This window comes from Streptomyces sp. BE303 (genome assembly GCF_036290945.1).
Classification (GTDB): domain Bacteria; phylum Actinomycetota; class Actinomycetes; order Streptomycetales; family Streptomycetaceae; genus Kitasatospora.
Window position 1 is genome coordinate 1 of sequence record NZ_JAQYWZ010000048.1, and the last position, 326, is coordinate 326.

Genomic DNA, 326 nt, shown 5'->3' on the forward strand with positions numbered 1-326 from the left:
GGGGGGGGGGCGGGGCCCCCCCCCCCCCCCCCAGATAAAAAAAGCACTACCCAAACAATAAAAACATCGGTACACCCGGACAAAAAAAAAAAAAACAAACCAAAAACACCCGCCCCCCAAAAAAAAAAAAAACCCAAAAAAACACAAAACAAACCCCCCCCAAAAAAAAAAACCCAAAAAAAAAAAACAAAAAAAAAACAACAAAAAAACAATAAAAAAACAAACCCAACAACAAAACAAAAAAAAAAACAACAACACAAAAAAAAAAAACAAAACACAGAACACAAAAAAAAAAACACCAAACCAAAACTACAAAAAAACACAAA

1 protein-coding gene is annotated in these 326 nt (G+C 34.4%); it reads left to right on the forward strand.

Translation table 11 applies throughout. The annotated features are described in order from the left end of the window. On the forward strand, window positions 1-326 hold a 326-nt coding region (locus PUR56_RS43100; protein ID WP_329947330.1), incomplete at both ends, for a hypothetical protein.